At 61.1% G+C, this 20,064-nt stretch carries 20 protein-coding genes; 8 read left to right on the plus strand and 12 right to left on the minus strand.

Translation table 11 applies throughout. The features are described 5' to 3' along the window. The coding region (locus NUW23_10025; GenBank protein ID MCR4426507.1) for a UPF0236 family protein at nucleotides 1–973 on the minus strand (973 nt) is incomplete at its 3' end. 319 nt (nucleotides 974–1,292) lie between these two features. Here NUW23_10025 and NUW23_10030 point away from each other — a divergent pair. Next, nucleotides 1,293–1,892 (plus strand): glycerol-3-phosphate acyltransferase, encoded by a 600-nt coding sequence (locus NUW23_10030; GenBank protein ID MCR4426508.1) that lies wholly within the window; start codon nucleotides 1,293–1,295, stop codon nucleotides 1,890–1,892. Nucleotides 1,893–2,020: 128 nt separating this feature from the next. Here the strand turns inward: NUW23_10030 and NUW23_10035 are convergent, their stop codons facing one another. From NUW23_10035 to NUW23_10080, 10 genes are all read right to left on the minus strand, one after another. After that, a complete protein-coding gene (locus NUW23_10035) occupies nucleotides 2,021–2,530 on the minus strand; it encodes a methylated-DNA--[protein]-cysteine S-methyltransferase (GenBank protein ID MCR4426509.1) in 510 nt (169 codons plus the stop codon). Beyond that, entirely contained in the window at nucleotides 2,523–4,037 is a 1,515-nt protein-coding gene (locus NUW23_10040) for a DNA-3-methyladenine glycosylase 2 family protein (protein ID MCR4426510.1), read from the minus strand. The genes NUW23_10035 and NUW23_10040 overlap by 8 nt, the downstream gene beginning before the upstream one ends. A gap of 133 nt (nucleotides 4,038–4,170) precedes the next feature. Beyond that, a complete protein-coding gene (locus NUW23_10045; GenBank protein ID MCR4426511.1) occupies nucleotides 4,171–4,425 on the minus strand; it encodes a hypothetical protein in 255 nt (84 codons plus the stop codon). A gap of 31 nt (nucleotides 4,426–4,456) precedes the next feature. Further along, complete coding sequence (locus tag NUW23_10050; GenBank protein MCR4426512.1) at nucleotides 4,457–5,827, minus strand: TrpB-like pyridoxal phosphate-dependent enzyme; 1,371 nt, start codon at nucleotides 5,825–5,827, stop codon at nucleotides 4,457–4,459. A 21-nt stretch (nucleotides 5,828–5,848) separates the two neighbouring features. Beyond that, nucleotides 5,849–7,183: a DUF1015 domain-containing protein gene (locus tag NUW23_10055; protein MCR4426513.1), complete on the minus strand. Its 1,335-nt coding sequence runs from the start codon at nucleotides 7,181–7,183 to the stop codon at nucleotides 5,849–5,851. A 388-nt stretch (nucleotides 7,184–7,571) separates the two neighbouring features. After that, a complete protein-coding gene (locus NUW23_10060) occupies nucleotides 7,572–8,573 on the minus strand; it encodes a 1-phosphofructokinase family hexose kinase (protein MCR4426514.1) in 1,002 nt (333 codons plus the stop codon). A 71-nt stretch (nucleotides 8,574–8,644) separates the two neighbouring features. Next, on the minus strand, nucleotides 8,645–9,025 hold the full coding sequence (locus NUW23_10065) for a dimethylsulfonioproprionate lyase family protein (protein ID MCR4426515.1): 381 nt from the start codon (nucleotides 9,023–9,025) through the stop codon (nucleotides 8,645–8,647). Nucleotides 9,026–9,057: 32 nt separating this feature from the next. Further along, a complete protein-coding gene (locus NUW23_10070; protein ID MCR4426516.1) occupies nucleotides 9,058–9,846 on the minus strand; it encodes a 6-phosphogluconolactonase in 789 nt (262 codons plus the stop codon). A gap of 14 nt (nucleotides 9,847–9,860) precedes the next feature. Further along, a complete protein-coding gene (locus tag NUW23_10075) occupies nucleotides 9,861–10,532 on the minus strand; it encodes a LacI family transcriptional regulator (GenBank protein MCR4426517.1) in 672 nt (223 codons plus the stop codon). Next, nucleotides 10,486–10,896, minus strand: a complete 411-nt coding sequence (locus NUW23_10080; protein MCR4426518.1) for a LacI family transcriptional regulator — start codon at nucleotides 10,894–10,896, stop codon at nucleotides 10,486–10,488. The genes NUW23_10075 and NUW23_10080 overlap by 47 nt, the downstream gene beginning before the upstream one ends. 173 nt (nucleotides 10,897–11,069) lie before the next feature. Here NUW23_10080 and NUW23_10085 point away from each other — a divergent pair, with 173 nt between their 5' ends. The 7 genes from NUW23_10085 to nagA all read left to right on the plus strand — a co-directional run bounded on the left by NUW23_10085 (nucleotide 11,070) and on the right by nagA (nucleotide 18,488). Continuing rightward, nucleotides 11,070–12,134, plus strand: coding sequence for a Gfo/Idh/MocA family oxidoreductase (locus NUW23_10085; protein ID MCR4426519.1), 1,065 nt, complete (start codon nucleotides 11,070–11,072; stop codon nucleotides 12,132–12,134). Nucleotides 12,135–12,295: 161 nt separating this feature from the next. After that, nucleotides 12,296–13,306: a tripartite tricarboxylate transporter substrate binding protein gene (locus NUW23_10090; protein ID MCR4426520.1), complete on the plus strand. Its 1,011-nt coding sequence runs from the start codon at nucleotides 12,296–12,298 to the stop codon at nucleotides 13,304–13,306. Between the two features lie 91 nt (nucleotides 13,307–13,397). Next, the gene (locus tag NUW23_10095) at nucleotides 13,398–13,910 is read left to right on the plus strand and encodes a tripartite tricarboxylate transporter TctB family protein (protein ID MCR4426521.1); all 513 of its coding nucleotides are present in this window, start codon (nucleotides 13,398–13,400) and stop codon (nucleotides 13,908–13,910) included. A gap of 36 nt (nucleotides 13,911–13,946) precedes the next feature. Then, nucleotides 13,947–15,455 carry a tripartite tricarboxylate transporter permease gene (locus NUW23_10100; GenBank protein MCR4426522.1) on the plus strand — a complete coding sequence of 503 codons (1,509 nt, stop codon included), beginning with the start codon at nucleotides 13,947–13,949 and terminating at the stop codon, nucleotides 15,453–15,455. Beyond that, nucleotides 15,430–16,308: a sugar phosphate isomerase/epimerase gene (locus tag NUW23_10105; protein MCR4426523.1), complete on the plus strand. Its 879-nt coding sequence runs from the start codon at nucleotides 15,430–15,432 to the stop codon at nucleotides 16,306–16,308. The genes NUW23_10100 and NUW23_10105 overlap by 26 nt, the downstream gene beginning before the upstream one ends. After that, a complete protein-coding gene (locus tag NUW23_10110) occupies nucleotides 16,269–17,135 on the plus strand; it encodes a sugar phosphate isomerase/epimerase (protein ID MCR4426524.1) in 867 nt (288 codons plus the stop codon). Before NUW23_10105 ends, NUW23_10110 begins: the two co-directional genes overlap by 40 nt. Before the next feature lie 51 nt (nucleotides 17,136–17,186). After that, a complete protein-coding gene (gene nagA / locus NUW23_10115; GenBank protein ID MCR4426525.1) occupies nucleotides 17,187–18,488 on the plus strand; it encodes an N-acetylglucosamine-6-phosphate deacetylase in 1,302 nt (433 codons plus the stop codon). A 54-nt stretch (nucleotides 18,489–18,542) separates the two neighbouring features. On the opposite strand, the gene NUW23_10120 is transcribed toward nagA, so the two are convergent. Then, on the minus strand, nucleotides 18,543–19,994 hold the full coding sequence (locus NUW23_10120) for a hypothetical protein (protein ID MCR4426526.1): 1,452 nt from the start codon (nucleotides 19,992–19,994) through the stop codon (nucleotides 18,543–18,545). Nucleotides 19,995–20,064 lie beyond the last annotated feature (70 nt).

The following is a 20,064-nucleotide window of genomic DNA, read 5'->3' on the forward strand; positions in this document are numbered from 1 at the left end:
CCGCACGGCCCTTAGGCCCTGCATGAACTCTCTCCTCCGCAAGCGCCGCCACGAAAAGAGCTCCGGTCGGGTCGGCGTCTGCCTTGCCCAATACCCTCGCCAAGACTTCCTTGTCTTTGAATATCTTCGCAAGGTCTCTCTTCAAGTGGCACCGGTCGATCCGGCAGAGAACCGTGTTTGATCCAAACCACTCTGTCCCTTGCCTTATCCATGGAGCCCTGTCCCCGTTGACCGCCGCAATCGTGTCTTGCTTGACGCGAAACCAGCTGTATACGTGCCTGCTTGCCTCTTCCCGCCATTCTCCTGGCGCATGCGATGAGTAAACCGTCCCTCCCCGCAACCGCGCCTCTTTCCGGCAGCCTGGCCTCGGATCCCACCCTTCATGCGCCGTGAGCGCCCTCTCTTCCACGAGCCTTGCGTCCGCTTGCTGAAGGCGCATATTGACCCCGTCAACCTCAAGGAAGGCTATCGGGGCCTCTCTATCCCCTTCAGCTTCCTTGCGGGCCTTCGCCTCCATTGCGTCCACCGCAAGCCCGGCTTTCTTGGCGCATTGCCTTACCGATTCATGGCTCAATACCTTCCCTCCGGCAAGCTGCTTCAGGCTTTCGGCCGCAGCCCGGTATGAAGGCCCACGGACAGCCGCGATGACCGCAGCCTCCTTCAACAGAGGGCTCAGGCGCGTCCCTGCGTCAAGACCCATCGCTTCGTCCAGCAGGAACACATTCTCCCCCGTCTCCCGGCCGCGGTAGTATCTCCGCCTAAACGTGAGAGGAACCCCGAAAATGGTGTCAAAAGTCCGGTCGTGGAAGTCCAGCTCTTCATACCGACTCTTATCCCTCTCCCTGAAGAGCCGGTCGTCTATCCGCTTAAGCACGACCTTCATTGCATCCGTGAACACTCCTGCAAGAAACCGGACCATAATCGTTTCGAGCGACAGAAAGGTAATAGCGCCTTCGTCTAGAATCGTATCCATGACAGGAAGTCCACCCTCCTCCGAGTTGTTTTTTGCCGCTCACTCGTTTCGAGGAAAGGACTCCCTGTCCTTCTTTTCTCCCCGAGCCCCCGGAGAGGCCCTACCCACTTAAACTTTACTCAGTCGTTTTGGGTGGGTGAACTTGCCTTCCGTTGAAAGGGGATACCCGTAGTGAAGGACTCCCCCTCTATTCGCTCGAATTCCAGCATAAGCTCTCAGCAGTCTAGGATCTCCGGGCGCGCATTCGTAAGTCATCCGGTCAGATCCCATGCCGCGGTGTCCGCGCCCTGGGGTCTTGGAGGGATGGAAGCTGGCGATAGTGGTTGGCGTGCTTGTGGGGTTTACTCTCGGGTCCATACCGTTCTCCGTCTGGCTCGGCCGTGCTATGCTTGGGGTGGACATCCGGGATTACGCTGATCACAACCCAGGTGCGACCAACGCCTGGAGGGCGGGCGGGTGGAAGGCGGGGCTTCCGGCGGCCTTCCTTGACTACTCCAAGGGACTTGCTGCAGTTGCCTTGACCCGGTCCTTCGATGGGATGCCTCAGCCTGGGCTGTGGGCGGCGGCCCTGGGTGCGGTGGCAGGACACGCTTTCTCGCCGCTTCTGGGGTTCAGAGGGGGGAAGGCGGTCGCAGCGACATTTGGGGTCTGGACTGGCCTAATGGGCCTCAGAGGGTTCTTGGCCCTGGGGGTCTCAGGTGGCATGGTTCAGCTCGTGCTCCTGTACCGTAGCACTGATGGGGTCAAAACACTTCTCACCATGGTGGGGCTGTGTGTCTATCTCGCAGCAACAGGCGCCCCTCCAGGGTTGCTCGTCACGTGTACCGCGAATGCCGCGATCATGACGTTCAAGCAGTGCCAGTATGGGACGTTTCTTGCTGAGAGAGCCGCGGGTCCCGGATTCGGCGCCAAGCAGTAAGGGCTGTATCGGGTCCCCTGAGACACTCAGCCCCGGTGATGGAACAAGACTGGGGTCAGAGACTGTTGAGCCTGACATTGGGACTGTTCCCATAGTCTTTTACGAGTTAGCCGAAGCACTTTTGCGGGTTACCTGCGTACGCGTCCTAGCCTGTCCGTGTCAACCCCCTCATGTCGCAGGAGCCAGAGCTTGCGCTCCAACCCCCCTGCGTAGCCTGTGAGATGCCCGTTGGCGCCGACGACTCGGTGACATGGCACGACTATCGCCACCGGGTTTCGGGAGTTTGCACTGCCCACAGCGCGGCTTCCGCTCCCGAGGCGGCCCGCCAATTCCCCGTACGAGACTGTGGCACCAGCCGGTATCTCAAGAAGCGCGGACCAGACTCGGCGCTCGAATGCAGTCCCGCCCGTCTCGACGGTGATTCCATGGAGCGCTTGGAGGTCTCCAGCGAAATACGCCTGGAGCCGCGAGCTGATGCCGCCCGGATCTGAGGCTGCCTCCATCGTGAATCCTTCGTACCTGGCGGCCAAAGATGCTAGCATCGCGGGCTCGTGGTCGGTGAAGCTGAGGGCACAGAGGGCTGTCCCCGTGCACACGCACACCAGAGTCCCGATGGGCGAATCCACGTGGTCAATCAGGAGATCCATCAGTCTGTCTCCTCTCACCGGCGTTGACCGTCCCTGTCATCCACAGATGCATGGCGGCGTATGCCCGCCATGGCCTCCAATTCTCCGCCGCCTTCAGAAGCTGCGCCGGAGTCGGCCTTCCTCCCCCCTCAGACATTGCCCTCGCCAGGCCCAGGTCCGTCCACGGGAAAGCATCCGGCTCCCCAAGCGCCCGCATAGCGATGTACTGTGCAGTCCAATCCCCGATTCCGGGCAACGCGCGGAGTCTCGCAATCTTCTGCTCCAGGCTGCCTGCGTCCCCGGCCGGCTCGAGGAGGTCCTCGTCTTCCACGACGGCTTGGGCCAACTTGGATATGGCCTGCGCACGGGCATACGGAATGCCTATGTGGCTGAGATCAGCGGCGGCCAGCGCCTCCGGGCGCGGGAACAGGAACTGCAGTCTCGCGTCGCCTCCCGATTCGTCGGCCTCCGCAAACCGGTCACCGTACGCCGCGACCACTCTCCCAACCAGGGTCGTGGCTGCGGTGACGCTCACTTGCTGGCCCAGGATTGCCCGGACAGCGAGTTCGAACCCATCCCACGCACCCGGAGGGCGCAGGCCGGGGTGTTCTCGCACACGAGGGGCGAGTCGCGGGTCGCGCGAGAGGTGGCTTTCAATAGACACTACATCTGCGTCAAGATCGAACAACCGGCGCAACCGGCCGACTACTGAGGCAAGAGGGCCGACTCTCGAGACTCGTATTGTGACATGAAGACAGTCCTCGTCAGGTCCCGGGCGAACCTCTGCTACGCCTCTGACACCGTCAACCGCAATCGTGCGGCGATAACAGCCGCCATCCACCAGTTCGACTCCTGGGATGGCACGGGGTCCGAGGAAGGACAACATAGCAGGCCAGTTGAAAGGTGGTCTCAATGCCAAGCGGAGTGTGATTCCCATGTCGCCCGCTTGGCGCCCTAAGGCCGTCAGGCGTCTCAGCTCGCGCGGTGGCCGGCCGTAGACTCGCTGCATCACGTGGTTGAACCGGCGGATGCTGCCAAACCCTGAGGCGAACGCTACCTCAGTCATTGACATAGAAGTCTCGGTAATGAGCTGCTTGGCGAAGAGGACCCGATGTGCCTGTGCGACCGCGATCGGGGAAGCCCCGAGATGCTGGTCAAACAGCCTCCTTAGGTGTCTCGCAGTAATCCCTAGCCTGCCCGCAAGGCTTTCGACGGTCCCCGACTCGAGTTCGCCTCCGACGATGAGGTCAAGGGCCCGCAGCACCATGGGTGAGTCACCGCGCCAGCCAGCCAATCCCGGGGCGATCTCCGGGCGGCATCTGAGGCACGGGCGGAACCCTGCCTCGTGGGCTGCGGCGGCACTAGGAAAGAAGATGCAGTTCTCCAACTTCGGAGTGGGAGCAGGGCAGATGGGGCGGCAATAGACGCCTGTGGTGACGACCGCAGTGTAGAAGCGTCCGTCGAAGCGGGCATCCCGCGTCATTACCGCCCGGTAGCATGCTTCACGGTTCAGTTCCATGCTTCAATTATACCGCTGTACCTGATCAGAACTAGCCGATTTCGGACATCAACGGTCACGGAACCCGGGGACGATGGGCGTCGTGGGCTTCGGCGTCGAGGCGGCCGTGCCCGGTCAGACGGCCCCCGTCTCCTCAACCCCTCCGGTTCAACATGATGGTCAGCGCATTCAGGCCGAAGACTATGAGGGCCGCCACCAGGTACTTGGAATGCGAGGATTCCCCCGACGATCCTCCGAGGGCGTAGATGGCTGCCAGGACAACCGGCGCCGCGCAAGTAGTCTTCCACCTGCGCGGCCCGCATCCTTCCGCTCTTGCACAACCAGAGCGGTTCGGCTGCCTGGGGAGATTCGCCCGGCCCAGACCGTTCGTCCGACTGGGGCCGTTCACCCACCCAGGCCATCCACCCGACGAGGCCTTCCTACTTCCCGACTTTCGGGAGATCCAAGAGCGCCCGGTCTATCATCTCCTGCGGGTAAGCGTAATCCTGAAGCTTCCCGGCGAAGTACTGATCATACGCGGCAAGGTCGAAGTGGCCGTGCCCGCTCAGGCAGAACAGGATGGTCTTCTCCTTCCCCTCTTCGCGGCAGCGATTGGCCTCGTCGATAACCGCGCGGATGGCGTGGGCGGATTCAGGCGCCGGCAGAATCCCTTCTGCCCGCGCGAACGCTACGGCGGCGTCAAACACCGCCACCTGCCCCACGGCAGTCGCCTCTATCAGACCGTCCGCCAGGAGCTGGCTGACAAGCGGGGCCATGCCGTGGTACCTGAGCCCACCCGCGTGTATGCCTGGCGGGACGAAGGTGTGGCCAAGGGTATACATCTTCGCCACAGGCGCCACCCCCGCAGTGTCGCCATAGTCATAGGCGTAGGACCCGCGCGTCATTGAAGGGCACGCTTCCGGCTCGACCGCCTGCACCTTGATATCCCTCCCCGCCATCTTGTCCGGCAGGAATGGGAAGGCGATCCCGGAGAAGTTGCTGCCTCCGCCACAGCAGCCGATGATGATGTCTGGGTAGTCTCCGACCAGCTCGAGCTGAGCCCGGGCTTCCTGGCCGATGACCGTCTGGTGGAGGAGCACGTGGTTCAAGACACTTCCCAAAGAGTAGTTAGTGTCTGCTCTCGTGGCAGCATCCTCAACTGCTTCGCTTATGGCGATCCCGAGGCTTCCCAGGGAATCCGGATCCTGTTTGAGGATGTTCCTCCCGGATTCCGTGCGGTGGGTCGGGCTTGGGAAGACTTCCGCCCCCCACACCTCCATTAGTGACCGCCTGTAGGGCTTCTGCTGGTAGCTGACTTTGACCATATAGACTGTGCACTCGAGCCCGAACATTCGGCAAGCAAGCGCGAGTGCGCTTCCCCACTGCCCGGCGCCGGTCTCTGTAGCGAGCCGCTTGATGCCCGCTTTCTTGTTGTAGTAGGCCTGGGGCACGGCGGTATTAGGCTTGTGGCTCCCTGTCGGGCTTACTCCCTCGTACTTGTAGTAGATCCGGGCGGGTGTCCTCAACGCCTGCTCAAGCCTTCTCGCCCTCATAAGGGGAGTCGGCCTCCACAGTCTGTATACATCCAGAACCTCCTCGGGCACTGGGATCCACCGTTCCTGGGAGACTTCCTGCTCGATTAGGGCCATGGGGAATATGGCCTTGAGGTCGTCCGGGCCCAGAGGCTCCAGGGTCCGAGGGTTCAAGGACGGAGGCAGGGGACCTCCAAGGTCCGCCGCGATGTTGTACCACTTCTTGGGGATAGCCTCCTCACCCAGTGTGATCTTGATCGTGCGACCGTCGTCTCTCATTTCTCGGTTCTCCTTTCCATACTAGAATGCGTTGATCACGAGACCGGCAACGAGTTTGGGATAGAAATAGGTGGACTTCTCCGGCATGATCCGGCCCGCCAGCGCGGCGTCTCGCACCGCTGTTACAGGCGTGGGGTTGAGGAGGAATGCGAGCTGGCGCCTGCCCTCGTCCACTTCCCGGATGGCTGTCTCCGGCACATGTGTGAAGTCCACCTGTTCCCCCCGGCGCGCATCTCTTGGGCCGATTCCGAGACACTCACCGAGCACGAGTTCGTCCAGGACCGCCGCATCGGACCCGGCGGGGCTTTGGCTGGTGAGTTCAGAAACGGTGAACCTCCCGGATCCCATGTATATGCCGATGGCGATCTTCCCCTCTCCCTGCGCGGCCGCCATGGAATCCAGAACCTCGCCGAGATCACGGTACTCGCCCATCTTGCGGAACCGCCCGGACATGCGCCGCTCGACGTTCTCTGCTGTCTCGGGAACTAGCCCACCGACAACCCTATGAGTGGGCAAGATCTCCGTCCCTTCCGAATCGAAGGGAACGAAAGTCATCAGGATATAGTCGTAAGGCCTATCCCCGGGGAGCCCGTGCGCAGTGGATTCATGATCCGGATCGTCCCTGTCTGCCGAATCCCCTCCGCTTCGATGCCCCGGAATGCTCGGCATCGCAACCCTCCCTTCCAGTCGGGCCCTCCACTCCCGGTAGCGCAACGCGGCCTCGTACCGGTGGTGTCCATCGGCGATCACAACATACCTGTCCGACATCGCCCGGGTTAGTGCTTCTATGGTAACGGGGTCCTGGCACGCCCAGAGCCTGTGAGTCATGCCATCGTAGTCCGAAATCTCCACGCACGGCCTGCCTCCAGTGGCATTCGCCAGTATCTGGGATACCCTGCCCCGCGGATCGTCAAATAGCCCAAAGATGGAACTGAGGTTGGCATGGACAGCCTTCATCAAGTTCAACCTGTCCTCGAGCGGCCCGGGCCTGGTGCGCTCGTGTGGAAGGACTATCCCGGAATCGTAGTCCGACAGTCTGATCAGTCCGGTGAAGCCCCTTCGGACCTTCCCCGAGTCCTGGTCGTAGATATAGATGGTCGGTTTCTCATCTCGCGCGAGCACCCCCGCATGCCGCCACGCCATGAACTCCTGGGCGGCCTCGGCATAGGGATTGACACCGCCCCCATTCTCAGGTCTCCACCTCAGGAGGCGCATGATGTTGAACGGCGACCTCTCGCACAGCCTCTCCTGGTCAATAGCGTCGACCACGTCGTAGGGAGGAGAGACAACGTCTCTTAGTGCCCCCACTGCCCGAGGATCGTACCGCAATCCCCGGACCGGCCGTATCTCCGCCACTTGGAACCCCTCCAAAGCCTTTATCTTGCACGTTTGGGTAACAAAAACGGAGGTCCAGGGCTGCTAACCCCGGACCTCCGGTGAACTGCAAGCCACTATGGTAACATACGGACTATTCTATTGGCTCGTCTAGGCACCACCAGCCACGCCAGAGCCAGTTGCTCCAGTACGCGCCAAAAGAAGCCCGGACATCCGAAAGAACGGACGCGGGGAAGATGGCCGGCGCGTATGAAGCTTCAAACTGCCGAGACGTGCTCATGTCGAACCTCCGAACGATCCAATAGACGGCGCGCGGCGGGAACCGCCGCTGTTTGAGTATACGCTCCTATTCACGGTGTTGCTCCGGATTCCTTCTGGGACTTACCTGCTAATTTTAATGGAAATTCATTCATGTGGCCGGCTGCCCAGGCGACATGCGCTCCACCTGCACGCAGGCGGCAAGCCCCGGAATTCCCTCTGGATCTATGGTCCCGGCGGTTTCGGTCACGGCGTTGCTGGCCGCAGCGGCAGTGCCCAGCACCAGACCTCGGACGAGCCACCCGTCAGGCAGGCCGCTCAGCTGCACTCCCCCTGTCATTCTTGCTTCCCTGACCGCCCGCGCGAGCTCCACGGCCAGCCCCGCCACGAGAGAATCACCACAACCCACCGTGTTGACGACCTTCACCACGAGAGGGTAGACCCGAAATGCTCCATCCGCACAGACCGCGACGGCGCCTTGGGATCCGAGCGAGACCACCACACATTCTACGCCGTCCTCCTGAATCTCCAGAGCGGCCTGGACGGCGTCCTCCGGCCCGCCGATGGGCCGCTCCACCAACTCGGCAAGCTCGGCCTGGTTGGGCTTTATGAGGAACGGGCTCGCCCCCAGGGCCAGCCGCAGGGAAAGGCCGTGCGCATCCAGAATCACAGGCGCTCCCATCTGTCTCACGATATCCAGGATCCGACGGTATAGATCAGGTGGCGCCCCTTCCGGAAGCCTGCCCCCGAGTGTGATGACGTCCGCTCCCGCTGCCATCGCCCGCACTTTCGCTTCAAGGGACCTGACATCATCTTCCGTCACCACGGGTCCAATCTCCATGAGGCGGGTCTGCATCCCGCTCACAGGATCAAGTACAGTCACGGTCTCTCGGGTGTCTCCGCCGATCCATGCGAAGTCCGTGATGATGCCGAGCGTCTCGAGATGCCTCTGTACGAATTCACCCCGATCCCCTGCGAGAAACCCGGTGGCGGAGACCTCCTCCCCGAGCGCCCGGGCGACCCTCGCCACGTTCACCGCCTTCCCGGCTGGGACGATGAACCTCCCATCCACTCTGGCCTCGACCCCAACCTGGAAATCGGGAACCACGTATGTCTTGTCCACCGCAGGGCTTGGGGTGACTGTCAGGATCATGGAACGACCACCTCTCCTCAGCCGTCGGACTCCAAATCGCCGGCCTTGCGCCAACAACCTCGGACAGCTGGTCAGACTATCTTGAAGTCGCCTTCCCGCTCCTTCTGCCAGTGGGATACTACGCCCGCGGGGGAGTAGACGAACATCATGATTAGGTCCTCGGGGCCGGTGTTCTTGAGTTGATGAGGGACACCAGGCGACACATAGACTGCAGTGCCCGCACATACCTCCTGTTCCTCGTCTCCGACCCGCATCGACCCTGAGCCTTGGAGGATCACGTAGACTTCCTCCTGCTCATGCTGGTTCAGCGGCACGGAGCCATCAGGGAAGATGGTCACGTGACCCATCACGAAGTTCCGCGCTTCAACCGATCCTGGCCCGATCAGGATCCTAGTGCGCCTTCCGGCAGGAAACGTTTCTCCAGTCACGTCCTCAACCCTGACTGTCTTCACACCTCAATCCTCCCCTGTAGGTTCTGGGGGCTTCAGTCCAATAGCGACGCGGACTCGGGATCTAGGATCAGCACCGAGTCCGGGTGTCTTCTGAGAATCGACGCAGGGCAGGCCTCGGAAATCGGCCCGGTGATACACTCCCTGACTGCCTTGGCCTTGAGCGCGGTTGGCACAACTGTGCTCACGAAGCCTGCGGACATGAGTGTCGGTATGGTCATGGTGATCGCCGTCTTGGGAACGTCCTCGATCGCCGCGAACGCCCCATCGTGTACTTGCTGGTTTCTGCAGACTTCATCGATCTCGACTTCCTTGATGACCAACGGGTCGTCGAAATCCGCCACGGGCGGATCATTGAAGGCGAGATGTCCGTTCTCACCGATCCCTATACACGCAATATCGAGGGGGTTTTCCTCAAGCAGACGGGTGTAGCGGGAGATGATCTGCTCTACAGTCATCCCGGCTTCCGGCACCAGTGTCCAGACGTTCTTCACCGGAACTCTGCTCCAGAGCTTCTCCGTCAGGAATACATCGAACCTCTGACGGGCTCCCGGCCGCAGGGTGTGGTACTCGTCCAGGTGAAAGCAGTTCACTTTCGGCCAGTCAATGCCATGCATTGTCACGAGGCTCGCAAGGAAGTCGTTCTGGGACGGGGCGGCCGCAAAGGCCACGTTCACTCTGCCTTTCTTCGCTATAGTAGCCTTCATTCTCTCCGCAACCATTTCCGCTGCGGCATGCCCGCCGGTGGTCCGATCGCGGAACACCATCACGCGCAGATTGTCCTGTCTGAAGTCTTTGACAAGCCCTTCCGGTCTCTTGCTCATCAGAGGTCTCCTTTCTACTCATTGTGTAGATGTGTTGTACCAGCCCCACACCACATATCCTTGACAGAATCCCTGACCACAAGTTCGCAGTCAAGCCAAACCTGCTCCGGGGACCGCTCCCCATTTTCGATCTTCTTCAGAAGCATGGACATTCCTTGCTGCCCTATCTCCGTATCGGGAAGCCGGACCACAGTGTAAGCCGGACAGTTCACCTCCGCCCAGGTAGGGCTGCCGTAGATGATCACCGAAAGATCATCGGGTACCGCGATGCCCAGCTGGCTGATGGCCATGACCGCCCCTTCGCCGATATGATGGTGCCCGATGAAAAGGGCACTCACTCTGCCTTGGGAAAGACACCGAAATGCCAGATCTCTTCCGGAATCCCGACTCAGGTTCCCGAGGAAGATAGGACAGTCCTCTCCGGAGAGGCCGAGATCGGAGACAGCTTTGCGAAAACCCGCCACCCTGGAGCTAACAACCTGTGAGTCCCAGCCGATGAAACCGATCTTCCTGTGTCCTCGGGATGCCAGGTAACGCACGGTCTCAACAGCCGCCTTCTCGCCGTCGTACGCAACTAGATCATACCCGGACCCCCGACCGACGGGCCTGTCTATGATTACGAACGGAATGCCGAGGAACCTAAGGGTTTTGAGAACCTGTTCGTCTTCGGAGGCAGCCGTCCACACGCTGGGCGGCGAGGTTGGTCAGGTGGTCGCGCTCGTAGTCGGGATCACCTAGAGTGCTCAGTATCATCAGCAGGTACCCGTTTTCCCTTGCAACCTGTTCCGCCCCAATCACCATCCTTGTGAAGACAGGGTTCCAGAATTCCGGAACCAGGATCGCCACCATCCTGCGGCTCTTCCCTTTCATCGACCGGGCGAGCAGGTCAGGCAGGTAGCCGAGCTGCTCCGATGCCGCCCGGACACGCGCTGCGAGCTCGGGGCTGACGTACTTAGCTTTCCGCCCGCTCATCACGTTGGACGCGGTGGCAACAGAGGTGCCGGCCAACGCTGCCACGTCTCTGAGGGTCGGATGTCCTCTTCGTTCCAAGATGTCCCGGCTCCTCCCTGTCCGGCGGCCGGTCTCCAGCCAAAACCGTATTGGCCATCCGGATAAACGTTTATCTGGACAGACTGTAACATCCAGGTTATAATTGCGTCAAGAGCTATGTCCGGCTCCGATGTGTGGGATTGGATCCGAATTCTGAGCGGAGGGGATTTGCCATGGCCCTGGGATTCGCTGTGATCGGGTGCGGCGCGATAGCGAGAATGCATCTAGAGTCGATTGTTTCGATCCCCAGCGCGAAGCTCGTAGCCGTGGCGGACACCGTGCTCCAACGGGCAGAGGCCGTGTCCCGGGAGTTCGGGTGTGATGCCTACACCAACTACCGAAAAGTCCTTGAGCGGCCTGATGTTCGCGTTGTCTGCATCATCACTCCAAGCGGCGCCCGGCGGGAGATCGCGCTCGAGGCCGCGGCTGCCGGCAAGCATATCATTGTCGAGAAACCCGTGGAGATCACCGTAGATAGAGTGGATGATATCATACAGGCATGCGACCGCGCCGGCGTCGTCCTCTCTGGCATATTCCAGTTCAGGTTCAAGCCCGCATGGAAGTTCGTGAAGCGAGCAATCGACGATGGCCGCCTGGGCAAGCTGGTCCTCGGAGATGCCTACAACAAGTGGTTCCGAACCCAAGAGTACTACGACTCCTCCGGCTGGCGGGGCACCTGGGCCCTGGATGGTGGGGGAGCGCTCATGAACCAGGGAATTCACCTGGTAGACCTGCTCCTCTGGATGATGGGTGATGCGGAGCAGGTCACAGCCTACATGGGCACACTTGCTCACTCCCGTATCGAGGTAGAGGATACTGCGGTCGCCGTGGTCAAGTTCAAGAACGGCGCGCTCGGAGTAATCGAGGGGACTACTTCCGTGTTCCCAGGGTACCCAATGAAGATGGAGCTCCATGGAACAAACGGGACAGTCGGGTTGCAGGGCGACTGGATCAGCGACTGGTCCGTCCGGGAGACTACCGACGCTGAGCAGTCGGAGGTCACGAAGCTCCTCGTTCCAGTGTCCACTCAATCCACTGCGTCTGATCCAAAACAGACCGACCCAACCTGGCACAGGCTTCAGATCCAGGACGTGGTCGAATCCATCCTGGCAGGCCGCGAACCAAGCGTGACCGGTCGTGAGGGCCGCAGAAGTGTCGAATTGATCAATGCCATCTACAAGTCCGCTCGTGAGGGCATTCCAGTCTCCCTACCTCTCAAGCCCGGACCGGCCGTCTAGTCAGCCCGGGCTCATCTTTCCGGGAACACTTGCCGCTCTCTCTGGCCTGCAGGAGATGGAGGTGGTCCGGCGAACCAATCCGCGTTATCACTTGAAGTCGGTTAGATGGAGGGTTTTCGTGCCTGGCAAGTCCGTCCTAATGACCGAAAGGAGTGCGTGCCATGAAGAGAACCGGACTCAGAGTCGCCATCGCGCTTGCCCTCATCCTCAGCTTCAGCTCAGTTGGGGCATTCGCGGCAAGTGTATGGAAGCCCAAGAGACCCATCAACATCATCGTCCCGTGGAACCCAGGAGGGGCGTCCGATCTCACCGCCCGTACAGTAGCGGCTGAGATGGAGAAGCCACTCGGCAGCAGGATCACTATTACCAACATGCCCGGTGGGTCCGGAGCTATCGGAACCAAAGCCATGTTCGACGCAGAGCGCGACGGGCACACCTGGAGCGGCAACGCAACCGGCAGCATCGTAACTTATCAGGTCCTCGAGTTCTTGGATGTAAGCCACAGAGACTACGCGAGTTTCTTAGCTGTTTTCACTCCTAACGTCATCTGTGTCCCAGCGGCATCTCCGATCAAGGACTTCCCGTCCTTGCTGTCCACGATGAAGACCAAGATACTCTCGGTCGCGTCCGCGGGGACTGGATCCGGCGGGCACCAGGCCGCTGAGTTCTTCAAGGCCTACGCGAAGGTCGATTACAAGCACGTTCCTTACCAGGGCGGCGCCCCGGCGGTCACCGCCACCGTTCGCGGCGAATGCGATGTCGTCATGCAACTGTCCATGGAAGTCACCGAGATGCTCAGGGCGAAGACTCTCCGGGCCATAGCAGTCATGGACTCCGAGCCCCTCGAGGTTGAAGGTTACGGGGTGATCCCGCCGATCACGAACTGGATCCCGAACCATCCGACCTCCGGCTCATACTTCGGCCTGTTCTTGCCCAAGAACATCCCTGCAGATGCACTGGAAGCCATAACCGATGCCTTCAAGGTCGCGGCTTCCTCCCAGACCATGCAGAAGTTCGCCCGCGACCGTGGGTCGAAGGCCGTGTGCATCTACGGCGCCGAGGCTGAGAAAGCGAACGAGACCGCTGCATCCCTGATCTCCTGGATGCTTTACGATGCCGGGATCGCAAAGAAGTCCCCAGCGGACTTCGGGATTCCGAGGCTAGCCAACTAGGGTCTTAGTACTACTGCCACCCATACCAGGTCGGAGCGCGGCCCGGCGAATTGACGCGTCGGGCCGCGCCCTTGCGATGAGAGGTGAGACCATGCAGAAAGCGGATTTCTGGGCTGGAGTAGTGATCATGGCTGTTGCCCTCGGGTTTATTGGGATGAGTTTCGCCATGCCGTGGAGATCCTCGGAATGGGGGGTGTACGCTGCGCCCGGCCTGGTGCCTGTGGTCCTCGGGGTGGTTCTCTTCGGTCTTGCGCTGATTCTCTCGCTCCGGGCAGCGTTCAACAGAGGTTTCTACGAGAAGTTCGCGCAGTCCGAAGGGCCTGCGGCTTGTGCGGGTCCGAACGACCCTGAAGTGCAGAAGGCTGGTGCAGCTTCGTCGATGAGCCCCACCGTGAGGGTCCTGACGGTGATAGCACTCGCAGCCGTGTATGTCTTCGTCCTTATGGGAAGGGTCAACTACATCATCGCGTCTGCAGTCTTCGTCTCGGGGTTCGTCCTTGTCTTCAAAGGCGCCAGCGTGCTCGGGGCAATCGTCACAGGCATACTGACTTCCGTGGCAGTCTGGGCTGTGTTCACGAAGGTATTCCTGGTGACGCTTCCGTAGGCGGGGAAGAACGGATTAGGGGGGGTTGGACACAGCATGTCACCTCGTGTGTTCCTTACAGAGTTCATTGCGCTCCTGGACGCCCGGACGATTTTCAACGCCTTCTGGGCCACGGGGTTCGGGATAATCGTGGGCATGTTGCCCGGCCTGACCGCGACTATGGGTGTGGCACTCCTTACTGGACTGACCTTCAGGTTCGCTACGGACCAGACCATGGTGATACTGATTGCCACCTATGTCGGCGCAATCTACGGGGGAAGCCGGTCCGCCATTCTTCTCAACATCCCCGGCACGCCTGCAAACGCTGCCACGTGCCTCGATGGGAACCCCCTCGCCCGGCGCGGTGAGGCCGGTTACGCCATAGGCCTCGCAAGCACGTCCTCGGGTATAGGGACCTTCTTTGGACTCATTTGTCTTGCCATATTCTCCCCTCTCCTCGGCAAGATCGCGCTGCAGTTTGGATCCTGGGAGTTCTTCGTTCTCGCAGTCTTCGGCATCGTCATCTGTGGCAACCTGACCGCCCCCAAGGATCCTCTGAAGGGTTGGATCGCCGGGTTCATAGGCCTGTTGCTCTCCCAGATAGGGCAGGAACCAATCCAGGCCTACCCAAGGTTCACCTTCGGTGAGCTCCAGCTGATGGGCGGGCTTTCTCTCATACCGGTCCTGGTTGGGACATATGGGGTGTCCGAGATCATCGGGGTAATGAAGTCCCCCATCGATTACGTCGTGCACACCAAGGTCACACGAGTGATCCCCAGCATCCGCGATCTTCTGAGCCATTGGAAGACGATCGTTCGCTCAGGAATCATAGGCGTCATAGTCGGCGCCATTCCGGGCGTCGGGGAAGACACCGCGGCCTGGATCTCCTACGATTTCGCGAAAAGGTTCAGCAAGCATCCGGAGGAGTTCGGCAAGGGGGCACACGATGGACTGATTGCCTCCGAGACCGGGAACAACGCCTGCGTGGGCGGGGCCATCATCCCCGTCCTCACCCTGGCGGTGCCCGGAAGCGCTCCAGCAGCTGTGCTGCTCGCCGCCATGTGGCTCCACGGAATCAGACCCGGTCCCCTGCTCCCCATCGAGCAGCCGACTTTCATCGCTACTGTCACCGGCATATTCATGCTCGCCACCATCGCCATGGTCATCATCGGTCTCTCCCTGGTGAGGCCACTCGTGAAGATACTGCAGGTCCCAAGGACCATCCTGATGCCGATCATCTTTGTTCTCTGCGGCGTGGGGTCGTTCGCCATCAACGGGAGGCTCTTCGATGTCTATCTGATGCTGCTTTTCGGGGTGATCGGTTTTCTCATGCGGGAGAACAGCTTCCCCGCCGCCCCTCTGGTCCTCGGGTTCATCCTGGGTCCGATGGCCGACGACAACCTGAGGAGGGCCTTGATACTGACTGACGGAAGCATACTGCCGTTCCTCAACCGACCGATCTGCCAGGTCCTCTGGGTCATGACCTTCGCGGTCATAATCTCCCGAAGCGGCCTCATACCGGCGATTAGGAGGAAGATCCGTGTTCAAAAGAGCAGTAATAACTGACGAGATCACGCAGGATTTCGCCCGGGCAATCGATATGGCCCGTGAGTTCGGGCTCGAGGGCGTTGAGCTTCGCTCCGCCTGGGACCGCAACCCCCACGAGCTTGCCCCAGTACAGGTAAGGGATGTACGCCGGATCGCGCACGATGCCGGGCTGGAGGTTGCGTGCATTGCAGCCCCAGTTTTCAAGTGCTCGCTTCGAAACGATAGCGAGTACCGGGCTCACATCGACATACTCAAGCGCAGCGTGGAAGTGGCGCACGAACTCGGCGCCAGCTTGGTACGGGGTTTCACCTTCTGGGCTGAGGGCGACTTCGACCCAGTGGTCGATTTGATCGTCGAGAAGGTCCGGGGTGCTGAACCGGTTCTCCAGGATTCTGGAGTCACGATGGTGATCGAATATGACCCCGCTACCTTCGCAAGCAACACCAAGAAACTCGCACAGGTCCTCGAGCAGGCTACTTCCGAATGGATACAGGCCTTGTTCGACCCGGGAAACAACATCTATGATCCCGAGGGCGAGCCGCCCTACCCGGATGGGTACGAGAGGATCGCGAGGTGGGTCAAGCACGTCCACGTCAAGGACGTGAAGCGCAACACCCCTTCCGGCAAGCCCGAGGCAGTGGTCGTTGGAGATGGCGACGTCGGGTTCGATCGAGTCTTCGAGAGGCTCGCCCGGGACGGATACGAAGGTTGGGCTTCCCTGGAAACCCATTACCGCAAGGCTTCCGCCATATCCGACGCCCTGCTCCATCGCCCGATGGGTTCAGCCTTCTCCGAAGGCGGGGAAGAAGCGTCTCGCGAGTGCCTCGTGGCATGGAACAGAATGTTGACAGAAAGCGGGCTGATCGCGTGAAGTTCGCCTGCTGCAACGAGGGGTTTGACGGCTGGAGCTGGCCACAGGTAGTCAGCTGCCTCGCGCGAATAGGGTACGATGCGGTGGAGATCGCTCCTTTCACCTTCGCGGACCATGTGGGTGAAATCTCGCCGTCCCAGCGTCTTGAGATCAACGCAACCGCAGCCGATGCCGGGCTTGCCATCTCGGGCCTGCACTGGCTTCTCGTACGACCAGAGGGACTGCACCTGACCCACCCCGATGCCGGTGTGAGGGCGCGCACACGTGACTACCTGCTTGGCCTGGTCGACTTCTGCGCGGACGTCGGGGGCAGGATCATGACCTTCGGCTCGCCAAACCAACGAAACGTAGAGCCTGGATGCGACCCAAGGGCCGCGCGGGAGTGGGCGATCAACACTTTCAGGGCCGTCGGCGAGCACGCGCATGAACGCGATGTAGTAGTATGCCTGGAGGCCCTGCCGGCAAGCCTGACCAACTTCCTGAACACCACGGCCGAAGTCATTCAGTTGGTCCGGGAGATCGACCAGCCTTCTATCCGGATGATGCTGGACGTGAAGAGCATGGCCGGCGAGGAGAGGCCCATCCCCGAGATTATCCGCTCCGCCGAAGGCTGGTTCGACCACTTCCACGCCAACGACTCGAACCTCAAAGGGCCTGGCTTCGGCGATATCGACTTCGTCCCGATCTTCCATGCCCTCGCCGACGTCGGTTACGATGGGTACGTGTCCGTGGAGGCATTTGACTTCAAACCAGACCCCGAGACTGTCGCCCGGGAGAGCCTCCGCTATATGAAGGAGTGTCTTGCCGGATTGGATCAGACCAGATGACTCAGTGATCGACGTATGGCCTTCGGGCCACGGGTTGAGGAGGGACCGCCTGTGGGGTCGAGCTTCCCTGCTACTGATTGTTACTCTTTGATAAACGCGCGCCTGGTCACGCCGCCGGGGCAGACTTGCCCGAGCGGCGTTTCCGTGTCCTCTGGGTTGATCACGCGAGTGTTCCGCACAGGTGACGCTGCCCTCCGCGAGGGTGAAGCCGTTTTCGATGTTCATGGGGCCATTGTCGCCCCAGGGTTCATCGATATGCACGTCCACGGTGGAGGCGGGGCGGATGCCCTCGACGGCACCGCTGAGGCATTCCTCACAATGGCCCGTGCGCACGCGGCCGGGGGCTCGACTGCCATCGTGCCGACCATCATGACTGCACCAGATGACGACCTGATCGCATCCATGCGGGCCTTTGACGATGCAGTCAACGCCCAGGACGATTTGCTCGGGCGGCAGCAGCGGGCCTCAAGCCTCTCGGGAGCGCGGATGAGTCCCGGACATCGGAACAAGTCACAGGCGGGGCCAGGCCCAGGCGCGCGCTTGCTCGGGCTGCACCTGGAAGGCCCATATTTCTCCCCTGTCCAGCGAGGCGCACAGGACAAACGATTCCTGAGGCTTCCTGAGCGCAGCCACTTCGAGAAGGTCCTCGGTGCTAGCAAGCGGATCCTCAGAGTCTCGGCCGCGCCGGAGCTCCCGGGGGCATTTGAACTCGGGCGAGAACTAGCAGGGCGAGGTATTGTCGCGGCCATAGGGCACTCGGATGCAACGTACGATGAGGTCGTCACCGCGGTCGAGTCCGGCTACAGTCATGTAACGCACCTGTACTCCGCCATGTCTACAGTGAAGCGCGTCAACTGCTTCCGGGTACCTGGGGTGCTCGAGGCGGCGCTTGCCCTCGACCAGCTGACAGTAGAGGTAATCGCAGACGGCAAGCACCTGCCCGGATCCCTGCTCGCCCTGACGCACAAGATCAAGGGCCCGGACCGGGTGGCCCTAGTTTCGGATGCCCTCCGGCCCGCGGGTCTTGGAGAGGGGGAGTACATCACCGGCTCCGCGCGCGGCTCTGGGCAGAGAGTCATCGTGGACCAGGGCGTAGCATGGATGCCTGACAGGGAAGCATTCGCCGGCAGCGTGGTCCTGGCAGCCGACCTCGTGCGGAACATGGTGAACCTCGCACGGGTCCCGCTCTGCGATGCCATAACAATGGCGTCTCTGACCCCTGCCAGGATCCTCGGCCTCGACAGCCGGATGGGGAGCCTGACTCCGGGGAAGGATGCCAACATGGTGGTGCTCGGAGAGGACCTGGCTGTCCGGATGACGATAGTCGAAGGGCGCCTATGCTACATGGCATGAGGCGCCCGGAGGTTCTCAGGGCCATAGCTCGGGGTCGTGACTCAAGGTCGTGCGCTAACCCGTCCCCAGAAGGAACGCGGAGGAAGATATGAGGTCGCCCAGGCCCACGGTGAGAACGGGTTCTGCCACAACCCGGGTGGGCACGAAGGAGACTTCGAACCCTCCGGTCACCGGGGAGGATCCGGCCGGGGCGATCCCGGTCTCCTCGAACCCAGGAAGCTCCAGATGCTTCCCAAGCTTGCTGGCATTCTCGAGGCCCGCCTCGGAAATAGGCACGGCCAGGCCGTCTCGCAGTATGTCGGACCTGGACTCGATCCGCCCGGTCGCAGTCCGCGCGGCGGCCACACTCGCTGCGAAAACCAACCCATCCAGGCTCTGCGCAGCGGTGGCGTAGTCTGGCCTGGTGAGGCAGAGGTAATAGCCGAGATTATGCAGGTGTACCCTGGGAAGCCCCAGCCTTTCGGCGAGCACACGAGTGCCTTCAAAGACGTCCCCAATATCCTCGGAGGTCTCAATCCGCTCCCCGAGTCTCTCCTCACCCACATCCCGGAGAAGAGTCACGAGTTCGACCTCGTTCAATCCCAGACTGTGCACCAGCGGTAGGATGTGCTGCACCACACCGGTCCTCACCGCTGCGCTTCCGATCGAGGCGAACTCGTAGTGGAGCGTAAGGTGCGGGGCGATGGCCTTGATGTGGCTTATGAAGGCAGCAACTGGTTTGAGACAGTCCTCGCTCGTAGAGCCGTCGGGGTACTTCTCGGATACGATGTGGAAGCCTGAGATTATGAAGTGGCTGAACCGGTCGACCACACTAGGAAGACCGTGTGTGAAGGTGTCGACAAGCCGAAGCCTGTTGTTGACCGGGTTCCACGCGGCTATGAACCGATTCGCCCTGGGGGCCTCGACCGAGATCCCGCCGGCCTCCACTCGCACGCCTTTTGGGTACTCGAATACCCAGTGGAGAGCCTTGACACCTTCACCGGTCCAAGCATCGTGCGGGTGCTTTGTGGTGAAACCTCGACCGGTTCTGGCGATCACCTTGAGGTTGGGGTTCGGGACAAGAAGCTCGGCCTGCTCCCTGGTAAGCGGGTTCACGTACAGGAGTATCTCCGGAAAACCCACGGGCGCCAGGAGGTTCGCCATGTTCCCGGATGTCCCGCCTATCCTCAGGCGGTCGTAACCGAAATGCCCCATCGTCCAGTTGAAGACCGCCTCTGACCGGATCATCCTCTGCAGCGCTTTGCCGCGGGACATGGAATCCAGGAGTGCTACCAGCAGGTCTTCGGCAGTGTTGATCTCCTCCGGGGTAGCACCAAGCCTCGCCCGGACGCGCTCTGCGAGCGCGGGGTCCTCCGACAGTACCCGCTCTACCTCCTCGGGAACTACTCTCTTAATCCCGTCTATCGTCGTGTGGAAGCCCAGGATGGCCCTGGGCACGGCGTCCTTCGCAAACCGCTCCGCGATCCCGGCGAGTGACTCACGGTAGGTTCTATCCCAGATTCCCACGAGGTTCATACCCATCAGACTACGCGGCGTCGGGAGCCCCCGCCTTCAGGCGTGGGGAGGAGACGCCGCT

The sequence above is a fragment of the Bacillota bacterium genome (assembly GCA_024655925.1).
Taxonomy (GTDB): domain Bacteria; phylum Bacillota; class DTU025; order DTU025; family JANLFS01; genus JANLFS01.

Coding starts and splice junctions, on each gene's coding strand:
- NUW23_10085 (MCR4426519.1), top strand. CDS start 11,070: ATGGCCCTGGGATTCGCTGTGATCGGGTGCGGCGCGATAGCGAGAATG.
- NUW23_10060 (MCR4426514.1), bottom strand. CDS start 8,573: ATGATCCTGACAGTCACCCCAAGCCCTGCGGTGGACAAGACATACGTG.
- NUW23_10070 (MCR4426516.1), bottom strand. CDS start 9,846: ATGAGCAAGAGACCGGAAGGGCTTGTCAAAGACTTCAGACAGGACAAT.
- NUW23_10110 (MCR4426524.1), top strand. CDS start 16,269: ATGGAACAGAATGTTGACAGAAAGCGGGCTGATCGCGTGAAGTTCGCC.
- NUW23_10040 (MCR4426510.1), bottom strand. CDS start 4,037: ATGGAACTGAACCGTGAAGCATGCTACCGGGCGGTAATGACGCGGGAT.
- NUW23_10095 (MCR4426521.1), top strand. CDS start 13,398: ATGCAGAAAGCGGATTTCTGGGCTGGAGTAGTGATCATGGCTGTTGCC.
- NUW23_10090 (MCR4426520.1), top strand. CDS start 12,296: ATGAAGAGAACCGGACTCAGAGTCGCCATCGCGCTTGCCCTCATCCTC.
- NUW23_10100 (MCR4426522.1), top strand. CDS start 13,947: ATGTCACCTCGTGTGTTCCTTACAGAGTTCATTGCGCTCCTGGACGCC.
- NUW23_10050 (MCR4426512.1), bottom strand. CDS start 5,827: ATGAGAGACGACGGTCGCACGATCAAGATCACACTGGGTGAGGAGGCT.